The sequence below is a fragment of the Lentzea kentuckyensis genome (genome assembly GCF_002150765.1).
Lineage (GTDB): Bacteria > Actinomycetota > Actinomycetes > Mycobacteriales > Pseudonocardiaceae > Lentzea > Lentzea kentuckyensis.
In genome coordinates, this window is the sequence record NZ_MUYM01000009.1 from 84,193 (window position 1) to 99,309 (window position 15,117).

Below are 15,117 nucleotides of genomic sequence, written 5' to 3' on the forward strand. Positions count from 1 at the left end.
GATCACGCCGGCGGTGCGAGCGTGCCTTGAGGAGCAAGCGTGGAACAGCCCAAGGCGCTGCCGGACGTGAGCGGCGATGCCGCGCGAAAGGCCTTGGTGCTGCAGTACGTCACGATCGGCTACAACCTGGTCGAAGGCGTCATCGCGGTCGGCGCCGGTCTCGCCGCGGCATCGGTGGCGCTGGTCGGCTTCGGCGTCGACTCTGGAATCGAACTCGTCGCCGCGCTGCTGATCGCGGTCCGGCTGCGGGCCGCGATCCGGACCGGTGCCGTCGACGAACGCAAGGAGTACCGCGCGCTTCGCTTCGTGGCACTCACGTTCTTCGCCCTGGGCGCCTTCATCCTCTTCGAGAGCGTCCGCGAGATCGTCGCCCAGGCCAAGCCGGAGAAGTCGTTGGTCGGCATCGTGCTGACCGGGATCTCCATCGTGACCATGTCCTTTCTCGCCGCCGCGAAACGCCGGAACGGACGGGCGATGAACTCGCGGCTCATCGTCGCCGACGCGGCGGAAACGCGCCTCTGCGTCTGGCTGAGCGTGACCACGTTCCTCGGCCTGGTGGCCTACGCCCTGCTCGGCTGGACCTGGCTGGACGCGGTGGCAGGACTGTTCATCGCACTGTTCGCCCTCAACGAAGGGCGTCGCGCCTGGTCCGGCGAGCTGACGTGTGACGTGTGACCCTCAGCCGGACGCGCGCCGCCGACGTTCCGCCAGCACCGCCGCCAGGTAGGGATGCGGGTGCGTGTGCTCCACCCGCGGCGACCGGATCGCGGCGCCCACGTCGTCCGCCAGCCGTGAGCCCAGCTCCCACCGCGCCTTCTCACCCAGCTCGTGATACCGGCTGAGGTACTGCCGCGACGCCAGCACCAGCTCCTCCGACAGCTGCGACAGGTCCAGCCCGCGGGCCCACTCGGCCAGCTGTGGCGGCATCTCGGCGAGCTCCACGGTGCTCTTCGGCACGCGCGTGTGGATCACCACCGTGCCCGCGAGGTAGTCGCCGACGCGCTTGCCCTTCGGCGAGAACAACGACACGAACAGCGCGACCGCGCCGCCCAGGCCCAGCGCCCAGAAATCCACGAAGAACCCGCCGAGCGCGCGCACCAGGGCGTGCCGGAAGCGGATCGCGCCGCCGTCGTCGCGCACCACCCGCAGGCCCATGACCAGCTTGCCGAGCGAGCGGCCCCGCGACAGCGACTCCACCAGCGTCGGGTAGCCGATCAGGACGAGCACCGTCAGGGACAGCGCGAGCGCCGACTGCAGCGCGTCGTCGAAGCCGATCGGTGCTATCAGGAACACGGCCAACAGCAGGAGAAACTGGACCGCCACGTCGAACACGAACGCGACCGCCCTGCTCGCGAGCTGTGCGACGCGCAGGTCCAGAACTACGGCTTCACCGGTGACGAGGTCCCCCACGCGGATAGTGTGACTCATCGTGGATCTGGACGTGTTCATCGAGCGCAACCGCGCGTCGTGGCAGCGGCTCGAACAGCTCGTGAAGCGCTCCGGCCGGCTCAGCGGGGCCGAGGCCGACGAGCTGATCGAGCTGTACCAGCGCGTCACGACGCACCTGTCGATCGTGCGCAGCCAGACACCGGACCCGGCGACCGTGGAACGGCTGTCGTCGCTGGTCGCACAGGCGCGATCGGCGCTGACGGGCACGCACACGCCGGCGTTCAAGGTGGTCACGCGGTTCTTCACGCACCGCCTGCCCGCCGCGATCTACCTCGGCTGGCGCTGGTGGGTGCCGGCCGGAGTGGTGTTCTACCTGATCACGGGCATCATGGCGGCGTGGATCGCGTCGAACCCGGACGTGCAGGCCACCATCGCGGCACCGGACGAGCTGCGCGAGATGACCAAGGTCGGCGGCGGCTACGAGTCCTACTACTCCAGCGATCCGGCCGGGTCGTTCGCGGCGAAGGTGTGGACGAACAACGCCTGGGTCGCCGCCACCTGCCTGTTGCTCGGCGTGCTGTTCGCGATCCCGCCGATCTACCTGCTCTTCACCAACGCCGTCAACCTCGCCGTCGGCGTCGGCCTGATGTTCGGCGCCGGGCGTGGCGCGGAGTTCCTCGGGCTGCTCGCCCCGCACGGACTGCTGGAGCTGACGGCGGTGTTCGTCGCCGCGGGCATCGGCATGCGACTGGGCTGGCAGGTGATCGACCCCGGCAAACGCACCCGTGGCGCGGCTTTGGCCGCGGAAGGCCGCGCGGTGGTGGCGGTGGCGCTCGGGCTCGTCGTGGTGTTGCTGGTTTCCGGTGTGCTGGAAGGGTTCGTGACGCCGTCCGGGTGGCCCACCTGGGCGCGGGTCGGCATCGGTGTGGTGGCTGAGGTGCTGTTCCTGCTGTACGTGTTCGTGGTCGGTCGGCGGGCCGCGCAGCAGGGCGAGACGGGCGACATCGACGCGAGCGAACGTGAGGACGTCGCGCCAGTCGCCGTCTAGTGTGGTCACCGCACTCGCCCTGTCCCTCGTGCGAGCTACATGTGGATGTCCACCGTGTGGTGACGTTGCGCGGCCGCGAAATCCCTAGCGTTCCTGGCGACGGAAACGCACTACTCACAAGGGATTTGGTCATGCGATTGGTGAAGCAGCTCGTCGTGGTCACGGTGGTGGCGATGGCCGGCGCCGCCGCCGTCCAGGCGGTGGGCTGGAACGTGCCGCTCACGCTGGTGCTCGGCCTCGCCACGGCGGTGCTGACGGTGGTCGCCTACTCCTGGGTGGTGCGCGGGACCGAGCGCCGGAACCCGGTCGAGGTGGCACGGGCGGGCGCGCCGGCCGCGCTCGGCCGCGGTGTCCTGATCGGACTCGCGATGTTCGTGGCCGTGATCGCGAACATCTGGTTCCTCGGTGGCTACGAGGTGCGCGGCTGGGGTTCGGCAGGGGGTGCCCTCGCGATCTTCGGGTTCATGGCAGCCGCCGCGGTCACCGAGGAGGTGCTCTTCCGCGGCGTCCTGTTCCGCATCGCCGAGGAACGGCTCGGCACGTGGATCTCGCTGGTGCTCACCGGGGTGCTGTTCGGGTTCGCGCACATCTTCAACCCGAACGCGACGCTGTGGAGCTCGGTCGCCATCGCGGTCGAGGCGGGCTTCATGCTCGCCGCCGTCTACGTGGCGACGCGCAACCTGTGGGTGCCGATCGGCGTGCACTTCGCCTGGAACTTCGCACAGGGCGGCATCTTCGGCACCAGCGTCTCGGGCCAGGGCGCGCCGCGGGGGCTGCTGGACGCGGTGACGTCCGGTCCAGCCCTCGTGAGCGGCGGCGAGTTCGGGCCGGAAGCGAGCGCGTACTCGGTGCTGGCCGGCGTCGTCGTGACCGTCGTCTTCCTGGGACTGGCCAGGCGCAGGGGCACCATCGTTCCGCGCCGTGGCCGAACCACGCCGGCCGCTACGCTCGCCGCGTGAGCCGCGTGATCAGCCTCGGGCGAGTCCGTGAGCTGTGGTGCGGCAGGCACGTCATCTTGCGGGACGCGCCGATCGCGCTGGCACTGGTGCTGGCCTCGCTGATCCCCGCGCTGCACAACAGGGGCACCCACCTCGGTGACGCGCCGGCCCGGCCGATGGATCTGCTGGCCGCCGGAGTGGTCGCGCTCGAGTGCCTGCCGCTGGTCGTGCGGCGCCGGTGGCCCCTGGTGTGCCTCGCGCTGGTGTCGATCGCGTTCGCGGCCGATCAGTTGTCCGGCTACCACACCGTGGCCGGTACCGCGTTGCCCATCGCTTTGATCAGCACCGGCCTGCACCTGTCGCACCATCGCCGCGTCACGGTCGTCGCGGCGAGCCTCGGCTACGCGGTGCTCGCCGTGGCGCTGGACCGCGAGGGCTCGTCCGAGGGTGTGGCCGGGTTCGTCACGTTCTACCTGGCGCTGGCCGCCGCGTGGGGCATCGGCGCGTGGCTGCGGCTGTCCCGCGCCGCCGAGGCCGAACGCCGCCGGCACGTCGCCGAGGCCACCCGCGTCGCGGAGCGCACGTTGATCGCCCGCGAGCTGCACGACGTGGTGACCCACCACGTGACCGCGATGGTGGTGCAGGCGGAGGCGGCCAGGTACCTGACCGGGGCGCCCGACCGGCTGGACCAGACGCTGCGGACGATCACCCACACCGGTCGCCGGTCCCTCACCGACCTGCGGCACCTGCTCGGCCTGCTGAACCCGGACCACGATCGTGAGTCCGTCGGCGACCTGGGCAGCCTCGTCGAGCAGACCCGCGAGGCGGGCCAGCCGGTGGAGTTCGCTGAGGAGGGCCGGCCGGCACGGGACGCGGGCAGCGCGGAGGCCGTCGTCTACCGCGTGGTGCAGGAGGCGTTGACGAACGCCCTCAAGTACGCACACGGCAGTCCCACGAACGTCCACGTGCGTTACGGCGAAAGGGAGATCACTGTGGTGGTCGGCACGGAAGGCATGCAGCCGTCCGCCGCGTCCGGTGGCGGCGGACGCGGCCTCGCGGGACTGCGCGAGCGCGTCGACGTGCTGGGCGGCGAGTTCACGGCGGGACGCCAGGACGGCGGCTTCGTCGTCCGTGCGCGCATTCCGGCGGGCAACCCGTCGTGACCGCGCCCGTCCGCGTGCTCGTGTGCGACGACCAGGCCCTCATCCGCACCGGGTTCGCCACGATCATCGACGCGCAGCCCGACCTCGAGGTGGTGGGGGAGTGCGGCGACGGCCGGGCGGCGGTGGACCTGGCCGGACGGCTCAGGCCGGACGTGGTCGTCATGGACGTGCGCATGCCGGTGCTCGACGGCATCGAGGCGACCCGGCTGCTCGCGGGTGAGGGCGTCGCCGATCCCGTCAAGGTGCTGGTGGTGACGACCTTCAACCTCGACGAGTACGTCTACGAGGCGTTGCGCGCGGGCGCCAGCGGGTTCCTCCTGAAGGACGCCCCGCCACCGCAGCTGTTGCAGGGCATCAGGACCGTCGCCGGTGGGGCCGCCCTGCTCGCCCCGGAGGTGACCCGCCAGCTCGTCGGCCGGTACGCGGCGCGCATCCGGCCGGCGAACGAGACGAGCAGCGAGCTCCCGCTGGCCCCGCGCGAGCTGGAGGTGCTCCGGCTCATCGCGGAAGGCCTGTCCAACAGCGAGATCGCGGCCGCGCTGGTGATCAGCCAGGAGACCGTGAAGACGTACGTCTCGCGCATCCTGACCAAGCTGGACCTGCGCGACCGGGTGCAGGTGGTCGTCTACGCCTACCGCCGCGGTCTGGTCACCTGACCGGCTAGGTCTTCACACGCCTGATGAACGCCGACCACGCTTCGGCGGACACCGGCAGGTGGGCGGCCGGTGCCTTGCTGTCCCGGATGCCGATGCGACGACCGACCTCGACGCAGTCGTTCGAGTTCGCGCTGTAGCTGCTCTTGCGCCAGACCGACATGCCGGAACATCTCCTCAGATCAGGATGCTGTTGATCAGCTCCTTGGATTGTTCCGCATCGAACGCCTGCCGGTCGAGCAGCTTCAGCACCTCGGAGTAGGTGGCGAGCGAAGCCCTGTCTTCGAGGAAGAGGCTGGAGTTCTCGCCTTCCAGATAGATCACCGGTTCGAACTTCTCGTAGCTCAGGTGCATGAACGAGCCGCCGAGCCCTGCGTGTGCTCCGGCCGAAATCGGCACGATCCGCAAACTGATGTAGGACCGCTGTGCCATGGCGAGCAGGTGAAGGAGCTGGTCCTTCATCAGGTCAACGCTTCCGACCGGAAGTCGCAGGGCCTGCTCGTGGATGTAGAACGTGAACTCGCGGCTCCAGTGGAAGAGCTCACGCCGCTTCATCTTCGCCTCGATGACCTGCCCGTAGTCGACGGACTTCGAGTGCACCGATCCGTCGACGACGGCCTGCATGTAGTCGGCGGTCTGGAGCCTGCCGGGGATGAGGTTCATCGACCACACCGTGATGACGTTGGCGAGGCGCTCCTGCTCGACCAGGCTGCGCACCAGGTCCGGGACGCCGTCCTCGGGAATCTTCAGGTACCCGGTCTCGCGCGTTTCGCGGTACAGGGCGATCAGGTGGCGGACCTCGGCCGGCGGGACCCGGCAGAAGGCGAGCAGCTGCAGCACTTCGGCCTCACTGACACCGCCCTTGCCCCGGACCAGGTCGGACAACTTGGACTCGTCCCAGTCGAGCATCTCGGCGATCTTGCGGTGGGTCATCTGGGTCTGCTCGATGGCGCGGCGAATGCCGATGCCGAACTCCCGGCCCACCACGCTGGAGTTTCGTCGTGGCATGGCAAGAAACTAGGAGCAGCAAGGCTTTCGGCTCCATCGTTTCCGCCCGAATAGCCCCGAAGGAAGTACTTTTTGGAGCCGGTACAAGTTCAGAGTTTGCCTGCGGCCTTCAACGACAGGTAGCGGTCCGCGAGAGCGCGTGGCAGATCATCCGGCAGTGCGTCGACAACGTCAACATCGTGCCGTGCAAGCAAAGCGGTCAGACGGCGTCGTTCGGCCAGAACGCGTTCCGCAGCAGCAGCGGCATAGACCGACTCCAGGTCACCTCGCCCGGCCGCCATCGCGTGCACGGCGGGATCGGACACCGAGGCGATCAGCAACCGGTGCCGCGCGGCCAAAGCGGGCAGCAGCGGCAGCAGGCCGTGCTCGATCGACGGTTCCAGCGACGTCAGCAGCACGACCAGCGAACGGCGACCGGCCCGGCGCAGCACCTCGGCGACCGCGCCGCGGGCGTCGAACTCCACCAGTTCGGCTTCGAGTGGCGCCATCGCCTGCACCAGGACCGGCAGCGTGGCCCGGGGTACCGAGGCGCGCACCTTGTGGCTGAACGCCAGGAAGTCGACCTGGTCACGGGCGTGCGATGCCAAGGCGGACAACAACAACGCGGCGTCCATCGACGTGTCCAGGCGCGGCAGGCCACCGAGCGCGCCAGACACCCGGCCGGCCGCTGTGCGGGCGGTGTCGAGCACGATCGTCACCTGGCGGTCGCGTTCGGGGCGCCAGGTGCGCACCACGACGTCCGACGAACGGGCCGACGCACGCCAGTCGATGGACCGCACGTCGTCACCGATCACGTAGGCGCGCAACGAGTCGAACTCCGTGCCGGCGCCCCGGATCAGCGAGGCGCGGCGGCCGTCCAGTTCGCGCAGGCGTTCCAGCAGCGGCGGCAGATGGCGGCGGCTGTGGAACGGCGGCAACGCGCGCACGGTCCACGGTACGACGTGTGAGCCTTGCCGTGCCGCAACGCCAAGAGGACCAACGGATCGCACGGTCACACGGTCGGCAACGCGGTCACCGCGGCGCACAGGCCGTACATCGAAAGACAACACACGCGAGCCTTTAGCGGGCACATCAACGGCAACGCGGTCGGCGACCACACCGGCAGAAGGCGCCCATGCGTCACGAAGTACGCCACGCAACCGACGACCTGGGTTGTGCACGGTCAGCTGCACGGTACAAAGCTCACCCGTGCGCACTGAGGTCGAACCAGCGCGCGTGAACGTCAACCGCCGGACACCGGCCGCCAACAACAGGTCGACAAAAACACACGCGAGCAGCACCAGAAACACGACGAGAATCCCTTGCCACGACGGCAAGAGCAGTCCGACGACGAGAACCCCGATGAGCGCGAGCAGGCCCGCGCGGCCCGTGAGCGCCACGTCAGCGCGGCACCTGGACCGCGCCGAGCACGCCGTCCAGCACGCCGTCCGCCGTCACGCCCTCCAGTTCGGCCTCCGGGCGCAGCTCCAGGCGGTGCCGCAACGCCGGGCGGGCCAACGCCTTCACGTCGTCAGGCGTCACGTACTCACGACCGGCCAGCCACGCCCACGCCCGTGCGACGGCCAGCAGAGCCGTTGCGCCACGCGGAGAAACGCCCAGACGGACAGAGGGGGACTGACGCGTCGCACGGCACACGTCGACCACATAAGCGATCACCTCGGGCGCCACGGTCAACGCGCGCACGGCCGCCGAACCGGCTTCCAAGTGTGAAGCACCGGCCACCGGAGACAGCGAAGAAAGGTCGCGCGGATCGAACCCGGCGGCGTGCCGGGCCAGCACGTCGATCTCCTGCTCGCGCGGGGGGATCGGCATGGTGACCTTCAGCAGGAACCGGTCCAGCTGCGCCTCGGGCAACGGGTAGGTGCCCTCGTACTCCACCGGGTTCTGCGTGGCCACGACTATGAACGGCGACGGCAGCGGGCGCGTCCTGCCGTCCGCGGACACCTGCCGTTCCTCCATCGCCTCCAGCAGCGCGGCCTGCGTCTTCGGCGGCGTGCGGTTGATCTCGTCCGCGAGCAGCAGGTTCGTGAAGACCGGGCCCTCGCGGAACGAGAACGCCGCGTTGTGCGAGTCGTAGACCAGCGAACCGGTCAGGTCGCCGGGCATCAGGTCCGGCGTGAACTGCACGCGCGTCGTCGACAGGTCCAGCGCACGGGCCATCGCGCGCACCAGCAACGTCTTCGCGACGCCGGGGACGCCTTCCAACAGCACGTGTCCCTTGCACAGCAACGCGAGGATCAAGGACGTGACGGCGGCGTCGTTGCCCACCACGGCCTTGCCGATCTCCGTGCGCAACGCCACCAGCGCCGTGCGTGCCTCTTCAGTCGTGACCACAGCGGTCATCCCTTGCGCACCTCGTCCTCCAGAGCGTCCAGCTCGAAAGCCAGCGCGACCAACCCCCGGTCGTCCACTGGGTCCTGCGAATACAGCAAAGTCCGGACATCGCCCTCGGACCGCGAGGTCCGGCGCGCGATCTCGAACGACGGGTCCTCGCCGACCGGCAACCCCAGCAGCGGAGCCAGCCGGTCGCGGGTCGCCTGCCGCAGCACCGAAGCCGCGTGACCGGCGGCGTGCGACCGGCGGTACAGCCGGGCCCTGCCCTCCACGGTCTCGGCGGCGCGCACGACCACCGGCAGCGGTTCGGGCACCACCCGGCCCAGCCGGCGGGCCCGCCACAACGCGATCACCACGGCCGCGAGGCCGAGTTGCAGGGCGCCGAACTTCCAGCCGGCCGGGATCAGGTCCGACAACGACTTCTGCCGTGACTTGTCCGCCGCGGACGGCAGGTACCAGACCAGCCGTTCGTGCTGGCCGAGCAACGACAGCGCGAGCGCCGCGTTGCCCTCCGCGTCGATGTCCCGGTTCGTGAAGATCGCGCCGTAGCCGATCATCGTCACCGTGCCGGTGCGCACCAACGTCGAGTCGTAGCACCGTTGTTCGCCCTCGTAGACCAACCCGCCCATGGTCGCCGCGCCCGCCTTCTCCGCCAGCGGGCAGCCCGGCTGGCGCGTCTCGGCCTCGACCTGGCCCGTCACCCCGGTCACGGGGGCGAGCAACACGGTGGCGGCGGCACGGCGGCTGAGGTCCCGCAACCGCGCCGGGTCGATCAGGTTCGGCTGCGGCACGAACAGCGTCGCACCGTCCACAGTGGACGCGTTGTCGGTGAGGTCGACGCGCACGCCGTGCTGTTCCAGCAGCCGGGCGACCGCGTGGCTGCCTTCCGGGCGGAACGAGCGCGGGTCGAGCGAGCCGCCCTCACCGCCGCCGCGCAGCAACGTGATCACGACCGCCGTGAACAGGATGATCACGCCGATCAGCAACGGGCCGCGCGCGGCCGTCCAGATCCGCCCGGCGTCGGGGGAGACCGCCGTCATCGGCGCACCTTGCCGTCCACCGACACCAGCTGCCGGTACCCCTCGAGAGTCGCGGTCCGGCCGCCGTACCAGACGTCGTCGAACTGCACCGCCGCGCCGCGCAGGTCGTCCGCGAGCACCGGAAGCGCCTGGCCCGCCTCGATCGCCACCTCGTCGACAGTACGTCCGGCCCGCGGGTCGAGCACACCGCGCTGTTCCAGTTCCCGCACCACCGCGCGGAAGCGTTCGCGCACGGCCTCGGCCAGATCACCGGCCGCGGCAGCGCGTTCGGCGGCGGCGCGGTGCTCGGCGGCGGACAGGACCGCGGAGCCGAACACCGTGGAGCCGGCCCGCCGCGCACGACCGGCGCGACCGGTGCGGAGCCTGATGACGATCACGATGATCACCGCGACCACGACGAGGATCGTGACCGCGGTGATGCCGTTCATGCCGCCCGCGCCAGCGAAGAGCTCGCCCAGCTTCTCCAGCACCCACCGGAGCGCGCGCTCCAGCGGGTTCGGGTCGTCGGAGACGTACGCCGGGTCGCTGAGCTCCCGCGCGGCCGCCTCCCTGGCCTCGTCGCGGCCGAGATCTACCGGTACGTCAGAGACCGCCATGCCCTGCGGCCCGCTGGAGTTCGATGTCCATGCCCTCGGAGCGCATCCGGCGGTCGACGTAGACCAGCACGGTCACCGCGGACGTGAACGGCAGCGTGATCGTCGACGCGATGATCCCGCCGATGGCGGACAGCACCAGCGAGCCCGCGCTCAGCGCGGCGCCCGGTTCGCTGGAGAAGCCGGTGGTCGCCGCGCCCATCAGGCCGAACGGGAGGCTGATGATCCAGCTGATCACCCAGCTGATCACGGCGGTGAGCACCAGGATGCCGAACGTCCGCCACCACGCGCCGTTGATCAGTGCCCGCGAGCGGCCGAACGCGGTGCCCACACCGCAGCGCTCCAGCACCAGCGCGGGCGTGACCAGGGCGAACAGCACCCACAGCCAGATGCCGGGCACGATGCAGAGGATGACGCCCACGCCGATCACGAGAGTGGACAGCAGCGTCGCGCCGAGCAGCGGCAGCAGGCGCGGCTTGAACTCCTCCCACGCCTGCGCGAACGAGACGGGCTTGCCCAGCACCGCGTGACCCACGATGACCGTGATGAAGCCGGAGAGGAACACCGTGCCGAGCGTCGCCAGCACGATGCTGATGAGCGCACCGCCGAGGAAGCCGGTCAGGGTGTTCGTGAGCTGCTCGACGAGCTGCTCCTGCGACAGGGTGTTCGGGTCCTGCGCCACGACCGAGGAGAGGTCGTTCAGGAACGGCAGCTGCACCAGCAGGCCGAGGATCTGGGTGACCGCGGCGACCACCGCGGCCGCGCCGATGATCAGCTTCGGGTACCGGCGCATGGTGGTGATCGCGCCGTCGACGATCTCACCGACGGCCAGCGGGCGCAGCGGGATCACGCCGGGCTTGATCGTCGGCTGCGGTCCCGGCGGCGGCGGGGCGTAGTAGCCCGGCGGGGGCTGCGGCGGCTGCTGCGGCTGGTTCTGGTTCGGTTGCTGGTCGGGCGAGGACCAGCCAGGCGTTTCGGACATAGCGGCTACCCCCTGGTCGTGTGTGAGCGGCATCTTGCCAGATCAGGACCCCCGCCACTGGGCAACCTGATCACGAAACGGTGACCGGCCGGATGTGCGACCATTCGACGGTGGACGTTCCGCCGCCGCTGGACCTCAGCGCCGACCACCAAGGTGTGTCGACGGTGGTCAGCGTGGCCGGGGAGATCGACCTCGCGACGGCGCCGCGGCTCGAAGCCTTCCTGCGCGAACAGCTCGCCCTCACGCAGGCCGTGCTGATGATCGAGATGTCCGGTGTGAACCACATGGGGTCGACAGGCCTGAAAGTGCTGCTCACCGTGCGTGCCGAGTGCGACCGCCGCGGCGTCGACCTGGTGTTCGCGGAGTGCTCGTTCATCGTGCGGCGGGTGTTCGAGCTCAGCGGCCTGAGCGAGTTCTTCCTGAACGGGAAGAACGCCACGGGTTAGTCGTTCCGCCGCTTGGTCACTCGTCTTCGGACGGCCCGAGCACCGCCCACACGGTCTTGCCCCCGTCGGATGACGGTGCGAAACCCCAGGCGACGCTGATCCGGGCGACCAGCTGCACGCCCCGATGGCCCGGCACGTCCCGATCCGGATACTCCAGCAGCGGTGGCGTCGGGTCGTTGTCGCGCACGGCGAGCGACAGCCCGGCGGGACGCAGTTCGACCCTCAGCACCGACGCCGAGCGCGCGTGCCGGACCGCGTTCTCGACCAGTTCGCTCACGACGAGCACCGCTTCGTCGCGCAGCCTGGGCAGGTCCCACTCCGCACAGGCGTCCCGCACGACCGCACGTGCCAGCAGCGGTGCGGCCGGTGAGTTGGGCAGCGGCACGCGGCGGAACCTGCGGTGTGGCGGACTCGTGACGACGTCGAGCACGTCCGTCAGCGCGCCGGCGACGCGCAGGAACCGCGCGACTCCGCTCGTCCGCAGGTCGTCGCGGTGCCTGTCGGTCTCGGCCAGCAGCACCACGGGGATGTCCGGCCACTGCGAGATCTTCAGCCTGACCGTGGTGAACACCGAGAGCATGGTCCTGGTCGGAGCCTCGAAGGCCAGGCCGAGCCGGACGACGAGCGCGGCCGGGGTGTCCGCCGCGAGCCTGAGCAGACAGTCCCGCAGCACCGGGTAGGAGACGAGATCGAGCCGTCCCACGGGCGTCGCGACCACGACGCCGGCGAGGTTCGCCGTCTCGATCCTCACGTGCCGATCCCGGAGCCGGGATCCCGCACGACGACCACCAGGTCCCTGCGCACTCGGAGCTCCTCAGCCTCGCTTTCGCTTCGGATACCCGTGGTGGTCGGTCTCACACGGACAGTTCCGCCCTGGCCTTGTGCGGCGTAGTGCGGCGCATACCGGCGTTGACGCACCTCCTGACCACCTGTGGCTGTTCGCGCATCAGCCGCAGCCCGCGCCGGAGCAGCGTCGGGACCGGCTTGCGGGCCTCGGCGACGTCCCTGGCGAACCTGCGCGCGAACGTGACGGGTGCGCTCGGGGCGAGCACGATGGCGTCCTTCAGCACGCCTGCTTTTCGCGCACCCTCCACGAGCAGGTCGGCGAACAGGCCTTCGGCGATGAACGCGGGCGCGTCGCCGAGTTCGATCGTCTGCGTGCCGACCGCGCGGTCCTCGCTGATCGAGTAGACCGGTGCCTCCGTCTTGCCGGTGTCCGACAGCTCGACGACGGCTCTCAGCGCGGCATCAGCGTTCCAGGAGCCGATCGCGTCCCAGTCCGCGCGCCCGTGCTCGTCGCGGGGCAGCAGCGGGTCGTCGCCGTCGCGGTAGAAGTCGTCCAGGCGCAGCACGGGCCAGCCGAGGTGGGCGGCCAGGGTCGACTTTCCGGAGCCGGACGGACCGGCCAGCAGCACTGCGCGTGGGATGGGCACGGGACGCGATTTTCGCATATGAATTACTCTCGAACGCATGAGCGAAGGCTTGTTCGACGAGGGCCTCTTCGGCGCGACCGACGAGGAGAAGGCCGAGCGCATCGCGGCCAACGCCCCGCTGGCCGTGCGGATGCGTCCGGCCACGCTGGACGAGGTCGTCGGCCAGGACCACCTGCTCGGGCCGGGCGCGCCGCTGCGTCGTCTGGTCGAGGGCGCCACCCCGGCGTCCGTGATGCTCTACGGCCCTCCCGGCACCGGCAAGACGACCCTCGCGACGCTGGTGTCGAAGGCGACCGGACGCCGGTTCGTGGCTCTGTCGGCGTTGTCGGCGGGTGTCAAGGAGGTGCGGGCCGTCATCGACGAGGCCCGGCGGCGGCTGGTGCGCACGAGCGAGTCGACCGTGCTGTTCATCGACGAGGTGCACCGGTTCTCCAAGACCCAGCAGGACGCGTTGCTGGGCGCCGTCGAGGACCGGATCGTGCTGCTGGTCGCGGCCACCACGGAGAACCCGTTCTTCTCGGTGGTCTCACCTTTGTTGTCGCGGTCTTTGGTGTTGCAGCTCAAGTCCCTGACCGACGACCACGTGCGGGTCGTGATCCGCCGCGCGGTGTCCGACTCGCGCGGGCTGGACGGCAAGGTCGTCGTGGAGCCCGACGCCGAGGACCACCTCGTGCGGCTGGCCGGCGGCGACGCGCGTCGTTCGCTGACGGCGCTGGAAGCCGCGGCGGACTCGGCGCTGGCGTCGAACTCCGGGGTGATCACGCTGCCGCTGCTGGAGTCCACTGTGGACAAGGCGGCCGTGCGGTACGACCGCGACGGCGACCAGCACTACGACGTGACGTCGGCGTTCATCAAGTCGATCCGCGGCTCGGACGTGGACGCGGCCCTGCACTACCTGGCCCGGATGATCGAGGCGGGCGAGGACCCGCGGTTCATCGCGCGGCGCCTGGTGATCCACGCCAGCGAGGACGTCGGCATGGCGGACCCGACCGCGTTGCAGACGTGCATCGCCGCCGCCCAGGCCGTGCAACTCATCGGGTTGCCCGAGTGCACGCTGAACCTCGCGCAGGCCACGATCCACCTGGCCACCGCGCCGAAGTCGAACGCCGTCACGACCGCCATCGGCGCCGCCATAGCGGACGTGCGGAAGGGCGCTATCGGTGCTGTGCCGCCGCATCTGCGGGACGGGCACTACGCGGGTGCGGCGAAACTGGGGAACGCACAGGGTTATCGGTACCCGCACGACGTTCCGGACGGCGTGCTGACGCAGCAGTACGCGCCGGACGACCTGGTGGGCCGCGACTACTACGAGCCGACCGGCCGGGGTGCCGAACGCGCGGTGGCGGAACGGCTGCCCCGGTTGCGCCGGGTGATCAGAGGCGAGTGAGCGGGCGCGAGCGCCTCACGCCTGTTGTTCGTCGCCGGGTAACTTCGGCGGTGTGACGATCAGGGACGACTTTCTGACCACCGCCCGCATCGCGCTGGACCTCATGCGCCACCCGCGGGTCGGCGAGAACTGGGACAACCCGAGTGCGCTGCCCGAGTTCGGCGTGAGCGGCCTCGCGGGCCATCTCGCCTACCAGGCCCTGCCGCTGCCGGACATGATCGCGGCGCCCCTCGGCGACGAGCCGGTGGTGCCGCTCATGGAGCACTACGCGCGGGCGAACTGGACCGAGCTCGACGTCGACTCCGAGTTCCACACCCGCATCCGCGCGGGTGGCGAGAAGCTCGCGGTCGAGGGCGGGGAAGCGCTCTGCGACCAGGTCGAGCGGACGTTGCTCGATCTGGAGAAGTCGTTGCCGGGCCACGAGAACAGGCCTGTCCGGATGCCGCACTGGGGCCCGTGGGCGGTGTCGCTGGACGAGTACCTGGTGAGTCGGCTGATGGAGTTCGTCGTGCACTCCGACGACCTCGCGGTGAGCGTCGGCGTCGAGACGCCCGAGTTTCCGCGGCGCGTCAACGAGACGGTCATCGACCTGCTGACCCGGATGTCGCTCAACAAACATCGCGCGATCGACGTGGTGCGCGCGCTCAGCCGCAAAGAGCGAGCACCACAGGACATCACCGCCTTCTAGTAGTGCTTTGTCGGG

General features: G+C 70.1%; 18 protein-coding genes. 8 read left to right on the plus strand and 10 right to left on the minus strand.

The window, feature by feature from the left end:
* Positions 1-39 precede the first annotated feature (39 nt).
* The gene (locus B0F77_RS05950; protein WP_086661751.1) at positions 40-675 is read left to right on the plus strand and encodes a cation diffusion facilitator family transporter; all 636 of its coding nucleotides are present in this window, start codon (positions 40-42) and stop codon (positions 673-675) included.
* Positions 676-678: 3 nt separating this feature from the next.
* On the opposite strand, the gene B0F77_RS05955 is transcribed toward B0F77_RS05950, so the two are convergent.
* Complete coding sequence (locus tag B0F77_RS05955) at positions 679-1,410, minus strand: RDD family protein (RefSeq protein WP_245847851.1); 732 nt, start codon at positions 1,408-1,410, stop codon at positions 679-681.
* A 19-nt stretch (positions 1,411-1,429) separates the two neighbouring features.
* On the opposite strand from B0F77_RS05955, the gene B0F77_RS05960 reads away from it, so the two are divergent.
* The 4 genes from B0F77_RS05960 to B0F77_RS05975 all read left to right on the plus strand — a co-directional run bounded on the left by B0F77_RS05960 (position 1,430) and on the right by B0F77_RS05975 (position 5,194).
* Positions 1,430-2,437 carry a stage II sporulation protein M gene (locus tag B0F77_RS05960; RefSeq protein ID WP_086661753.1) on the plus strand — a complete coding sequence of 336 codons (1,008 nt, stop codon included), beginning with the start codon at positions 1,430-1,432 and terminating at the stop codon, positions 2,435-2,437.
* A 131-nt stretch (positions 2,438-2,568) separates the two neighbouring features.
* Positions 2,569-3,396 carry a CPBP family intramembrane glutamic endopeptidase gene (locus tag B0F77_RS05965; protein WP_086661754.1) on the plus strand — a complete coding sequence of 276 codons (828 nt, stop codon included), beginning with the start codon at positions 2,569-2,571 and terminating at the stop codon, positions 3,394-3,396.
* Positions 3,393-4,538, plus strand: coding sequence for a sensor histidine kinase (locus B0F77_RS05970; protein WP_245847852.1), 1,146 nt, complete (start codon positions 3,393-3,395; stop codon positions 4,536-4,538). Before B0F77_RS05965 ends, B0F77_RS05970 begins: the two co-directional genes overlap by 4 nt.
* Entirely contained in the window at positions 4,535-5,194 is a 660-nt protein-coding gene (locus B0F77_RS05975; RefSeq protein ID WP_086661755.1) for a response regulator, read from the plus strand. The genes B0F77_RS05970 and B0F77_RS05975 overlap by 4 nt, the downstream gene beginning before the upstream one ends.
* 4 nt (positions 5,195-5,198) lie before the next feature.
* Here the strand turns inward: B0F77_RS05975 and B0F77_RS05980 are convergent, their stop codons facing one another.
* From B0F77_RS05980 to B0F77_RS06010, 7 genes are all read right to left on the minus strand, one after another.
* Complete coding sequence (locus tag B0F77_RS05980) at positions 5,199-5,354, minus strand: DUF397 domain-containing protein (protein ID WP_086661756.1); 156 nt, start codon at positions 5,352-5,354, stop codon at positions 5,199-5,201.
* A 14-nt stretch (positions 5,355-5,368) separates the two neighbouring features.
* The gene (locus tag B0F77_RS05985; protein ID WP_086661757.1) at positions 5,369-6,199 is read right to left on the minus strand and encodes a helix-turn-helix domain-containing protein; all 831 of its coding nucleotides are present in this window, start codon (positions 6,197-6,199) and stop codon (positions 5,369-5,371) included.
* 89 nt (positions 6,200-6,288) lie between these two features.
* Positions 6,289-7,578, minus strand: a complete 1,290-nt coding sequence (locus tag B0F77_RS05990; RefSeq protein ID WP_086661758.1) for a DUF58 domain-containing protein — start codon at positions 7,576-7,578, stop codon at positions 6,289-6,291.
* A 1-nt stretch (position 7,579) separates the two neighbouring features.
* The gene (locus B0F77_RS05995) at positions 7,580-8,542 is read right to left on the minus strand and encodes an AAA family ATPase (RefSeq protein WP_086661759.1); all 963 of its coding nucleotides are present in this window, start codon (positions 8,540-8,542) and stop codon (positions 7,580-7,582) included.
* Positions 8,539-9,573: a DUF4350 domain-containing protein gene (locus tag B0F77_RS06000; RefSeq protein WP_086661760.1), complete on the minus strand. Its 1,035-nt coding sequence runs from the start codon at positions 9,571-9,573 to the stop codon at positions 8,539-8,541. Before B0F77_RS06000 ends, B0F77_RS05995 begins: the two co-directional genes overlap by 4 nt.
* Positions 9,570-10,169, minus strand: a complete 600-nt coding sequence (locus B0F77_RS06005) for a DUF4129 domain-containing protein (RefSeq protein WP_086661761.1) — start codon at positions 10,167-10,169, stop codon at positions 9,570-9,572. The genes B0F77_RS06000 and B0F77_RS06005 overlap by 4 nt, the downstream gene beginning before the upstream one ends.
* The gene (locus B0F77_RS06010) at positions 10,156-11,148 is read right to left on the minus strand and encodes a YciC family protein (RefSeq protein WP_086661762.1); all 993 of its coding nucleotides are present in this window, start codon (positions 11,146-11,148) and stop codon (positions 10,156-10,158) included. The genes B0F77_RS06005 and B0F77_RS06010 overlap by 14 nt, the downstream gene beginning before the upstream one ends.
* Before the next feature lie 110 nt (positions 11,149-11,258).
* Between B0F77_RS06010 and B0F77_RS06015 the strand changes: the two genes are divergently transcribed.
* Positions 11,259-11,594 carry an STAS domain-containing protein gene (locus B0F77_RS06015; protein ID WP_158102614.1) on the plus strand — a complete coding sequence of 112 codons (336 nt, stop codon included), beginning with the start codon at positions 11,259-11,261 and terminating at the stop codon, positions 11,592-11,594.
* 16 nt (positions 11,595-11,610) lie between these two features.
* Here B0F77_RS06015 and B0F77_RS06020 read toward each other — a convergent pair whose 3' ends face one another.
* Both B0F77_RS06020 and B0F77_RS06025 read right to left on the minus strand, forming a co-directional pair.
* Positions 11,611-12,345, minus strand: coding sequence for an ATP-binding protein (locus B0F77_RS06020; RefSeq protein ID WP_086661764.1), 735 nt, complete (start codon positions 12,343-12,345; stop codon positions 11,611-11,613).
* A 103-nt stretch (positions 12,346-12,448) separates the two neighbouring features.
* Positions 12,449-13,027, minus strand: a complete 579-nt coding sequence (locus tag B0F77_RS06025; RefSeq protein ID WP_245847853.1) for a uridine kinase family protein — start codon at positions 13,025-13,027, stop codon at positions 12,449-12,451.
* 37 nt (positions 13,028-13,064) lie between these two features.
* Here B0F77_RS06025 and B0F77_RS06030 point away from each other — a divergent pair, with 37 nt between their 5' ends.
* Both B0F77_RS06030 and B0F77_RS06035 read left to right on the plus strand, forming a co-directional pair.
* Positions 13,065-14,414: a replication-associated recombination protein A gene (locus B0F77_RS06030; protein ID WP_086661766.1), complete on the plus strand. Its 1,350-nt coding sequence runs from the start codon at positions 13,065-13,067 to the stop codon at positions 14,412-14,414.
* Between the two features lie 52 nt (positions 14,415-14,466).
* Positions 14,467-15,102, plus strand: a complete 636-nt coding sequence (locus B0F77_RS06035; protein ID WP_245847854.1) for a maleylpyruvate isomerase N-terminal domain-containing protein — start codon at positions 14,467-14,469, stop codon at positions 15,100-15,102.
* Positions 15,103-15,117 lie beyond the last annotated feature (15 nt).